This window comes from Magnetococcales bacterium (assembly GCA_015228935.1).
Lineage (GTDB): Bacteria > Pseudomonadota > Magnetococcia > Magnetococcales > DC0425bin3 > HA3dbin3.
Genome location: JADGCO010000127.1, coordinates 1 through 10,260, shown reverse-complemented (window position 1 = coordinate 10,260; position 10,260 = coordinate 1). Strand labels below are relative to the sequence as shown.

Genomic DNA, 10,260 nt, shown 5'->3' with positions numbered 1-10,260 from the left:
GACCTCCTTCCCAGTTTTTCAAACGTTTACTAAAATAGGGGGGCCGAATAGTTACTCATTCGGAACCCTTGTCTTGATTTCGGTGGATGCTGCGACATGTCCTGGCAACTCATTGTTCCCCTGGTTTCCATAAGCTATCTGGGCCTGCTGTTTGCCGTGGCCTATTACGCCGACCATCGGGCAGCACAAGGACGTTCCCTGGTCAACAATGCCACCATCTACACCCTGTCCATTGCCGTCTATTGTACATCATGGACCTATTATGGCAGCGTGGGACGGGCGACGGTCAGTGGCATCGGCTTCCTGCCCATCTTTCTGGGTCCCACGCTGATGGCGGCTATCTGGTGGATTCTTCTGGGAAAAATCATCACCATTTCCAAAAAAAATCACATCACCTCCATTGCCGATTTTATTTCATCCCGGTATGGCAAGTACCCCTTGCTCGGCGGCATGGTGACCCTGTTTGTGGTCATCGGCATCATGCCCTACATTGCCCTGCAACTGAAGGCCGTGGCCGTCAGTCTGGATGTGCTGATCCATCATCTGGATGTCGGGTTTTCTGGGGAAAGTTCACATGCCCATTGGAACAACACGGCCCTCTACGTCACCATGCTGCTGGCCCTGTTTTCCATTCTGTTCGGGACCCGTCACCTGGACGCCAGTGAACGCCACGAAGGCATGGTGACAGCCATTGCCTTTGAATCCATGGTCAAATTGGCGGCATTTTTGTCGGTCGGCATCTTTGTCACATACGGATTGTTCGATGGTTTTGGTGATTTGTTCCAGAAAGCGCTGGCAGATCCCAGCAGCAAACGCCTGATGACCTTCGATGCGATACCAGGTGGTTATCCTGCCTGGTTTTCCATGACCTTTCTCGCCATGATGGCCGTCCTCTTCCTGCCCCGCCAGTTTCAGGTCCTGGTGGTGGAAAATGTCAATAAAAATCACATCCGCCAGGCCTCCTGGATGTTTCCCCTCTATCTGTTGATCATCAACCTGTTTGTCCTGCCCATTGCGCTGGCCGGTCGCCTGATTTTTACGGACGGCACCCTGGATCCGGACACCTATGTGTTGACCCTGCCCATCCATGGCCAACAAAACTGGCTGGCATTGCTGGTGTTTCTGGGCGGCTTGTCGGCGGCCACCAGCATGGTGATCGTCGAGACCATCGCCATGTCCACCATGGTCAGCAACGATCTGATCATTCCATTGTTGCTGCGTTTTCGCACCGCCTTTCGGGATGATCTCTCCAAATTGATTTTGTACATTCGGCGCGGAATTATTTTAGACTTATTATTACTGGGATATCTCTATTATCGTCTCATCGGCGAATCCCACACCCTGGTCAGCATCGGCATGGTCTCCTTTGCCGCCGTGGCCCAGTTTGCACCGGCCATTTTGCTGGGAATCTACTGGCAAAGGGCCAGCCGCCGGGGAGCCATTGGCGGGCTGCTGGCCGGTTTTCTGGTGTGGACCCATACCCTGTTGCTCGCCTCCTTTGCCAAGTCCGGCTGGATTGCCACCAGCTTTTTGACCGAAGGCCCCTGGGGAATCGCCTGGCTCAAACCGCAAGCCCTGTTTGGCCTGCCCCTCTCCGATCCGATCACGCATTCGGTTTTCTGGAGCATGCTGGCCAATACCGGCATCCTGGTCGCCATCTCCCTGTTCGACCGGCAAACCGCCGTGGAACGCATCCAGGCCCTCAATTTTGTCAACGTTTACGAAAAAGGGGCCAGGGGCGGCAATGAATATTTATGGAACGGTTTCGTTTCCGTGGGTGAATTGAAAAAACTGGTCTCCCGATTCATCGGCCCCACACAGGCGGAACACATATTTACCAATTATCTCCAGCAGCGCCACCTCAAACTGACCGATGCCGCCCAGGCCCCGGCACATCTGGTGGCTTTTGCCGAAAAACGCCTGACAGGCACCATTGGTTCCGCCTCGGCGCGGGTCATGATCTCTTCCGTCGTCAAGGGAGAGGAACTGGATTTGCACGGGGTGATGCGCATCCTCGACAAAACGAATCAGGTGATCGAATACAGCCTGCGTCTGGAGCTGAAATCACGCCAGTTGGAAGCTGCCACCCGGCAATTGCAGGATGCCAATGCGCGTCTCCAGGAGCTGGACCGCCTGAAAGATGAATTTTTGTCCACCATCAGCCACGAATTGCGCACCCCGTTGACCGCCATCCGCGCCTTCTCCGAAATACTGCGCGACAATGAAGAAATGGCCGTCGCCGAACGCAAAAAATTTACCGACATCATCATCAAGGAGGCCGAACGCCTGACCCGGCTGGTCAATCAGATACTGGACCTGGCCAAGATTGAATCCGGCATGATGGAGTGGCATCTCACCGAGGTCGATCTGGCGCAAATTGCCCATGAAGCCATCGACGCCACCCGTCAACTGTTCGATAACAAATCGGTGCAACTGGTCAACAAGGTCCCTCCTGAACCCTTTCTCTTGCAGGCGGATCGGGACAAGATCATCCAGGTCGTGATCAATCTGTTGTCCAATGCCGTCAAATTTTGTGATGCGCATACCGGCCAGGTGGCCATTGAATTGCGAAATCTTCCCGATGGGGTGGGCCTGGCCGTGGTGGATAACGGCGCGGGAATCCCCCGGGAAGACGTGGATCGTATTTTTGAAAAATTCTACCAGGCCCACATCGATGCCGTGGATTTTCCTCTGGGAAGCGGCCTGGGCCTGACCATTTGTCGCCGCATCATCGAACGGCACCAGGGACGCATATGGGTGGAAAGCGAGTTGGGGCAAGGGTCAACCTTTACCTTCCTTCTGCCCCGTCCCTGACCGACCCCCGGTTTTCCGGACTGCCGGTTTTCCAGACTACGCATCTTAGAGGCTGTCCATCAACACTCAGATAAAAAAAATTGGAAAGAAAGATTTTATTGGGGCTCCGCCCCAAACCCCGCCAAGAGGAAGGGCACAGCCCTTCCTCCTGGACCTCCATCCCAGTTTTTCATTTCAACGAATTTTCAGTGTGGCCAGTCCCACCAGGGCCAGGATCACCGAAATGATCCAAAAACGCACAATGATCTTGGGTTCAGCCCACCCTTTGAGTTCAAAATGGTGATGAATGGGGGCCATGCGAAAAACCCGCCGGCCAATCATCTTGAAAGAGGCCACCTGCAACACCACCGACAGGGTCTCCATCACAAAAACGCCACCCGTGATGAACAGGACAATTTCGTGATGGGTCACCAACGCCACGCTGCCCAGGGCCGCCCCCAGAGCCAGGGCACCCACATCGCCCATGAACACCTGGGCCGGATAGGCATTGAACCAGAGAAACCCCAGTGATGCCCCCAGCATTGCCCCACAAAAAACCGTCATCTCTCCGGCACCGGGCACGTAGACGATTCCCAGATAATTGGCAAAATGGACGTGGCCCGTCACATAGCTGATGATGGCAAAACTGGCTGCCACCAGCAGGGTCTGCCCAATGGCCAGACCATCCAGCCCATCGGTCAGATTGACGGCATTGCCGCTGCCGACAATGACCAACACCGCAAAGGGCAGAAACAACCAGCCCAGATCCGGCAGGACATGTTTGAAAAAGGGAACCGTCAACAAGCCAAACTGACCGCTGCCATGAAATTTCAGGAGCAATGCCGCACCCAGGGCAATCAAAATCTGCAACAACAACCGGGTACGGGCCGGCACGCCCTTGGGATTGTTCCAGAGCAGTTTGCGACTGTCATCCCAGAAGCCGATGGCACCAAATCCCAGGGTGGTCAGCAGGACCATCCAGATAAAGGCATTGCCCAGATCTGCCCACAACAGGGTTGGCCCCACGATGGCCACCAGGATCAGGGTTCCGCCCATGGTGGGTGTCCCTTTTTTTTCCACGATGTGGCGTTGGGGTCCATCTGTCCGGATGGGTTGCCCTTTTTTCTGCATGACCCGCAACGTGCGGATCATCCAGGGACCCAACAGGAACGAAAGCAGCAGCGCCGTCAGGATCGCTCCCACGGTTCTGAACGTAATGTATTTGAAAAGATTAAGAAAAGATAAATAGCCCGACCATTCGGACAAGGGAAACAGCAGGTGGTAGAGCATGTTTTCACTTTCTCAATCTGCCAGGAGATCCTGGACAATTCGTTCCATCCGCATACCGCGGGAACCTTTGACAAGCACCACATCATCCGTCCCGAGCCGGGAGCGGATGTCACCCAGCCACTGGGCCGGATCATCCCGATGCTGGCAATCCCTGCCGGCATCGTTTTTGACCGCTTGGTGCAGGGCAGCCATGCAGGGTCCAGCCGTAAAAAGCCGATCCACCGCTGCCTGGCGCACGGATTCGGCCAGACCGGCGTGTATGGACGCAGTCGTTGGACCCAACTCCAGCATGTCTCCCAAAACCGCCACCCGATGACCGGGAGGGGCAAGATGTGCGAGAGAATCCAGGGCCACGGCCATGGAGCCGGGGTTGGCATTGTAGGTGTCATCCACCACACGCCAGCCATGGGGGCTTTGGCGTATGCCCCCGCGACCGGCTTCGGGTTGGAAAGCCGCCAGGGCCGTTGCAATCGTGGCCGGATCGGCACCGGCGGCATGGGCCGCAGTGGCGGCGGCCACGGCATTGGCCACCATGAACCGACCCGGATGCCGCACGGTGAGGTCCAGCTCCACCCCTTCCGGATCCAGATGCAGACGAAACCGCTGGCCATCTCCCTCAAAACGCAGATGCGTGGCCCGGAAAGGATCCGTCGCCGCAAAACCAAAAGTGCCAACCCGACCGCGACAGAGACTCCGCAATAATTCAGTAAAAGGATTGTCGCCGGGGATGATTCCCAAACCCGACGGCGCAAGGGCTTCCAGCAGTTCCGCCTTGGCCCGCGCAATGTTTTCCAGGGTGCCGAGATGCTCCAGATGGGCCGAGGTGACACTCGTGACCACGGCCACCTGCGGCGGGGCCACGCTGGCCAGATGGCGAATTTCGCCTGCCGCACTCATCCCCATCTCCGCCACCAACACCCGACATGTGGCCGGCATGGCGAGCAGGGTCAACGGCAGGCCCAGATGATTGTTCAGGTTGCCCCGGGTGGCATGGACATCGCCGCCAGAAACCAGACAGGCGGTGATCATCTCCTTGACCGTGGTCTTGCCCGAGGAGCCGGTGACTGCCACCACCAGGGGATTGACCCGCTGCCGCCAGGCCATGGCCAACCGGGTCAAAGCCACCTGGGTATCCGGGACCAGAAATACCGGCACCGACAAAGGATTGACCGGCGGGCGACTCACCACCACGGCCACACACCCCTTGGCAACGGCCTCGGCGACAAAATCGTGTCCGTCAAAGCGTGGTCCCAGAATGGCAACAAACAACGCCCCGGGTGCTACCCGCCGACTGTCAATGGTCACGGATGTCAATGTAATCCCGGATGAAAAATGTCCGGGAAAAAATGGCACCACACCCAACGCCTGCCCTGCGAATTCCAAGTCGAACAACAGAAGCCTCCCCTCTTCGTCCTCGTTTTGGCACAATTTCATCTGGCGCTACGCTAAAATTGTGCCAAGTCGAAAGGGGTACCCATGGCTGACTTGAACTCCTGGTACTGGACATGAAAATGGAATAGAATGAAGGCATGTGTTTATTTTTAAAAATGAATCCCGGTCGTGAATGGTTCCCTGTCGCGGTGACGTGTATGCCCGGTTCGAGCAATCTGTGGAAACGAAGCTGACGGAGATTCTTGCCGAGCCGTATCTGCGGCGGAATCTGGGGCATATCGACGTGTTGCTGGACCGGTGTCTGCAACCGGTGGCGCTTCCCCTGGGCGGAACCTTTGCCCAATCTGGCCGGGAGTGGCCGGGATGCCTGGGTTTGGACGGTCCGGGCACGCCTCCTGGTGGCCATACGGGCATTGGGTTTTCCAGAAACAGGGAGAAAGGGATCCAGCTCTCTGGCCGCCATCCATTCACATGGGGTGTCACATGGGGTGTCACATGGGGTGTCACCGGCCGTGCCGGGAGCTTTTTGAGGAGACTCTGCCGATGGCCGAAAGGATGATCATCGCCTCGACGTGAATTATTTTTTAAAATGCGGTCCATCGCAATACGACTTCAAACTGGCAACCTGGGTGGGAAATGCATCTCCCAGTTGCGGATTGTCAGCCAGGAGTGCAGTCAGGACGGCACAACGGGATTCAGTTTCAGATCCGGGCTGGGCCAGGGCCGTTTGCAAATGGGGCATGGCATCCGGGAGGTGTCCCAGGGCGGTCAAGCCAATTGCCAGCAGAAAATGGGCCTGAGAAAGGTCGGCTGACTGAACTTTTCCGGGCAACTGCAAAACCTTGCCGAAAAATCCCAGGGAAAGATCAAGCGTCTGTGGCGTCATGAAACGGCGGCCCATTTCCATGAGAATGGGAGGATTGTCGGGTGAGGTGGCCAGGGCTTGTTGAATGGCGGTGCGCGCCTCGGAAAAACGGTGCAGAGCCAGGAGGGAACGGGCCATTTTGTAGTGAATGGTGTAGGGCGACCGGGGGGCCAGATGCAGGGCGGCGGAAAACTGTTCCACGGCAGCAGCAGGTCGTCCTTGATCAAGCTCATGTTTTCCAAGAAGATAATGGACGAGGGGGTTGCTGGCGGTGACCTGAAGGGCATGCCGCCAGAGGGTCCCACTCTCCTGCCAGTATCCCACCTGCCGCCAACACCCGATACTGAACACCACCAGGATGACAGCAGCCAGAATGAAGCCTGGCATGGGCCGGTGTCGGGAGGAAAGCTGCCAATCCGGCAATACGGCAGCCAAAACCAGAAACAGGCCCATGTGGGGCATGTAGGTAAAACGGTCCGCCATGGCCTGAATGCCGGCCTGGGCCAGACCCGTGACCGGAAACAAGGCCAGCAAAAACCAGAACCAGCCCACAAACCAGGACGGACGGCTGTGCCGCCTGGCCAGGACAACACCCGATACAAGCAACAGAAACAACAATGACAAGGCCACGGTCAGGGGAGGGAGCGTCGTCTGTGGATGGGGATAGAAGGCGGCCAGATTCCAGGGGAGGATGGTCTTGTACACATATTGCGGGTAGACCACGACCATGTTGGCCAGACGGGGTCCCAGGGGCAGCAGCTCCCAATCCAGGCGGTCGCCGTGCAGCTCCGGCATGCTGGCGGTGGTGATCAGGGTCAGGGAGGCGACACTCGCGGCAAGAATAAAAAAAGGCAACTTTTCCCGGATCAGAAAACGCCAACCCAGATGGCTGCGCTGCAGGGGCCAAAAATCCAGGAGCAACAAAAGCAGAGGCAACGCAACCCAGTTGGGTTTGCAAAGGAGGGATGCCCCGTAACAAAGCCACGCCGACCAACGGATCCTCCTGCCTGGTTGCGCAGATTGAACGGCAGTCACATGCCCATGCAGGGAGAGGAGACCGAAAAATCCGGCCAGCATCTCTTTGCGTTCGACCACCCAGACCACGGCCTCGACGTGTTGGGGGTGGATACCGAACAGGGCGGCAGCCAGGGCGCTGGGCAACAGCCGCCCGGTCAGACGTCGGAACAGAAAAAACAACAGGAGCGTATTGCCGACATGCAGGAGCAGGTTGACACCGTGAATGGCTCCCGGATGCAGGCCAAACAGGGTGATATCGAGCAGCAGGGAGGTCCAGGTCAGCGGAATCCAATAGCCGACATGGATATTGGTCCAGGCCCATAGCACACTTTCCCAGGTCAGACCATTCTGCACGGCGGGATTCAGGAGGAGATAGCGGGTGTCATCGAGATTGATGAACGGAAAGGTGACCACCTGCCCATAGGGGAGCATGATCCAGACGATCAGCAAACCTGCGACCAGCAAAACCGGTCGCAGACTCTCGCTTCGGATCATGAACGCCCCGGGATTCAGCGCGAACTTTCCTGCTGCCACTGCTCCCGTTCCCAGGATTCAGGAACCTTTTCGAGACGTTGGCGGTAGAGGGCCTCGGCGGTGGAGGTTTTCAGGGAACGCAGGATTTGGGCGGCCTGGATGCGCACGTTGGGATCGTTATGGGAGAGCAGGTCGCCGGCCAGACGTTCCACACGTGCCGTGCGGGTTTTGGCAAAGGCGGTGGCGTGACTTTCCAGGGCACGGCGCACAAAAGAGGATACAGGTGCCGTGGCAAGGGTGGACTCCAGAAAATCAGCCACACGATCCGTGGGGTAAAGGCGCAACAGTTCCAGGGCACGGAACCGTATGTAATTGGGCTGTTTTGTATCCTTGACAATCGCCATCAGGGTCAGATCGGTATCGGGACCCGGATCCTTGAATCTGGCCGGATCGAGGGTCCATTCATAGCCGCCCAGACGCGGCAGCATATCCTCGACGGTCGGCTGGGCGGCTGCCAGGCCGGGAAACAGACCTGCCACCATCACGGTCAACAAAGCCAGCACGGTTGGCATGGTGCAAGGAATGAATTGCATGAAAAAATCTCCTGTCAGGCACGGGGAGGGGGGTATACGTCTCTGTTATCGACCCAACAACGGTGAGCTGGCATGGTTCACATGGCAGACGGCGACGGCCAGGGCATCGGCAGCATCCCTGGGTGCTGTTTGACCCATTCCCAACAGGATGCGCATCATCTCCTGAACCTGTTGCTTTTCGGCCCGGCCATATCCCACGACAGATTTTTTGACCACCAGGGCGGCATATTCGTGGACCGGCAGACCACTGTGGCTGGCAGCGACGATGGCTGCTCCCCGGGCATGACCGAGTTTCATGGCACTCTGGACGTTGTTTGCCAGGAATATGGCCTCCACGGCAGCCACCTGGGGTTGATGATCCGCAATGACACGACACAAACCGTGAAAAATATCCGCCAGGCGTTCCGGAAGGGGCGCGGCGGACCGGGTACGAATGGTCCCATGGGCCACATGGCGCAGACGGTTTCCTTCTGCATCGACGATACCCCATCCGGTCGCCGTGGTACCCGGATCGATGCCCAGGGTACGCATGTCATGCAGCCGCTTTCGGGGTGGAGATCATGGCCTGGGCGACCAGGGGCCGGGTTTCCACCTCAGCCGCCGCTCAGACGTTCCATCACATCGTCGGGAATGTCGAAATTGGCATGCACCCGCTGCACGTCATCATGATCTTCCAGAATATCCATGAGCTTGAGCATGCTTTCGGCGGGTTTGTCGCCCAGGGTGACGGTGGTCTGGGGACGCATGGTGATTTCGGCTGAGACAGGTTTGTCGAAACCGGCCTTGGCCAGCGCCTGCAAAACCTTTTCGAAATCTTCGGGGCGGGTGATGATTTCAAAGCCGTCGCCATCGGCGATGAGATCCTCGGCACCGGCCTCCAGGGTGATTTCCATGAGGGTTTCCTCATTACCCTTATCCAGGATGATTTGCCCTTTTTGATCGAACAGATAGGCGACACAGCCGGTCGTGCCGAGATTGCCGCCATACTTGCCCAGCAGGGAACGCACGTCGGCCACGGTACGGTTGATGTTGTCGGTGAGGGTATCCACCATCATGGCCACGCCACCTGGACCATACCCTTCATAGCGGACTTCCTGGTAATCCACCCCATCCAGGTCGCCAGTCCCCCGTTTGATGGCCTTTTCGATGGTATCCTTGGCCATGTTTTGGGCGCGGGCAGCGGCCATGGCAGCTCGCAACCTTGGGTTGGAATTATAATCCGCGCCCCCACTGCGAGCGGATATGGTGATTTCACGAATCAGCTTCGTGAAGACTTTGCCACGTTTGGCGTCCTGTGCCCCTTTACGGTGCTTGATGTTGGCCCACTTGCTGTGTCCTGCCATGTTTGGCTCCCTGCATCTGGCTTCCGTCCAACCCGGCGGTGGCATTTCAAAAACCGCTGACCTCCGGCGCAGGTTAGACAAATCCGACCCACGTGTCCAGAGTTGCCCAAGTCAATCCGATCTTGCAGAATAAACATGACAAAAGCGCCGGATGAATGAAAATCGATCCTTTATGTCGCAAAGCCACGTTTTTTTTAGGAATAATCCTGCATGTCCATCAAAACTCCCAAAAAACTCATCGAAGTCGCCCTCCCTCTGGACGACATCAACCTGGCGGCGGCACGGGAAAAATCCATCCGTCACGGGCACCCTTCCACGTTGCATTTGTGGTGGGCGCGACGACCTTTGGCGGCGGCACGGGCAGTGTTGTTTGCGCAGTTGGTAAACGATCCGGGTGGCGAACAAGGTTATTCCAGCGGAAAAACCAAAGCCAGGGCCGATGCCGAGCGGGAGGTGTTGTTCCGGATCATTCGCGATCTGGTCAAGTGGGAAA

Annotated in this window: 9 protein-coding genes; 3 read left to right on the top strand and 6 right to left on the bottom strand. The window is 57.3% G+C overall.

Going from position 1 to position 10,260, the window contains the following annotated elements; translation table 11 throughout:
* The first annotated feature begins 96 nt into the window (after positions 1–96).
* On the top strand, positions 97–2,814 hold the full coding sequence (locus tag HQL65_18700; protein MBF0138268.1) for a histidine kinase: 2,718 nt from the start codon (positions 97–99) through the stop codon (positions 2,812–2,814).
* A 174-nt stretch (positions 2,815–2,988) separates the two neighbouring features.
* Here HQL65_18700 and HQL65_18695 read toward each other — a convergent pair whose 3' ends face one another.
* Both HQL65_18695 and HQL65_18690 read right to left on the bottom strand, forming a co-directional pair.
* Positions 2,989–4,083 (bottom strand): phospho-N-acetylmuramoyl-pentapeptide-transferase, encoded by a 1,095-nt coding sequence (locus HQL65_18695; GenBank protein MBF0138267.1) that lies wholly within the window; start codon positions 4,081–4,083, stop codon positions 2,989–2,991.
* A gap of 12 nt (positions 4,084–4,095) precedes the next feature.
* Positions 4,096–5,475 carry a UDP-N-acetylmuramoyl-tripeptide--D-alanyl-D-alanine ligase gene (locus tag HQL65_18690; GenBank protein MBF0138266.1) on the bottom strand — a complete coding sequence of 460 codons (1,380 nt, stop codon included), beginning with the start codon at positions 5,473–5,475 and terminating at the stop codon, positions 4,096–4,098.
* 172 nt (positions 5,476–5,647) lie between these two features.
* Here HQL65_18690 and HQL65_18685 point away from each other — a divergent pair, with 172 nt between their 5' ends.
* Positions 5,648–6,034, top strand: a complete 387-nt coding sequence (locus HQL65_18685) for a hypothetical protein (protein ID MBF0138265.1) — start codon at positions 5,648–5,650, stop codon at positions 6,032–6,034.
* Positions 6,035–6,052: 18 nt separating this feature from the next.
* On the opposite strand, the gene HQL65_18680 is transcribed toward HQL65_18685, so the two are convergent.
* From HQL65_18680 to HQL65_18665, 4 genes are all read right to left on the bottom strand, one after another.
* Positions 6,053–7,852 carry a tetratricopeptide repeat protein gene (locus HQL65_18680; protein MBF0138264.1) on the bottom strand — a complete coding sequence of 600 codons (1,800 nt, stop codon included), beginning with the start codon at positions 7,850–7,852 and terminating at the stop codon, positions 6,053–6,055.
* A 14-nt stretch (positions 7,853–7,866) separates the two neighbouring features.
* Positions 7,867–8,424, bottom strand: coding sequence for a hypothetical protein (locus tag HQL65_18675; protein ID MBF0138263.1), 558 nt, complete (start codon positions 8,422–8,424; stop codon positions 7,867–7,869).
* Between the two features lie 45 nt (positions 8,425–8,469).
* Positions 8,470–8,955, bottom strand: a complete 486-nt coding sequence (ruvC, locus tag HQL65_18670; GenBank protein ID MBF0138262.1) for a crossover junction endodeoxyribonuclease RuvC — start codon at positions 8,953–8,955, stop codon at positions 8,470–8,472.
* 62 nt (positions 8,956–9,017) lie between these two features.
* Positions 9,018–9,767 (bottom strand): YebC/PmpR family DNA-binding transcriptional regulator, encoded by a 750-nt coding sequence (locus tag HQL65_18665; protein MBF0138261.1) that lies wholly within the window; start codon positions 9,765–9,767, stop codon positions 9,018–9,020.
* Between the two features lie 210 nt (positions 9,768–9,977).
* On the opposite strand from HQL65_18665, the gene HQL65_18660 reads away from it, so the two are divergent.
* Positions 9,978–10,260, top strand: a 283-nt coding sequence (locus HQL65_18660; GenBank protein ID MBF0138260.1) for a DUF1156 domain-containing protein, incomplete at its 3' end; no start/stop codon positions are given.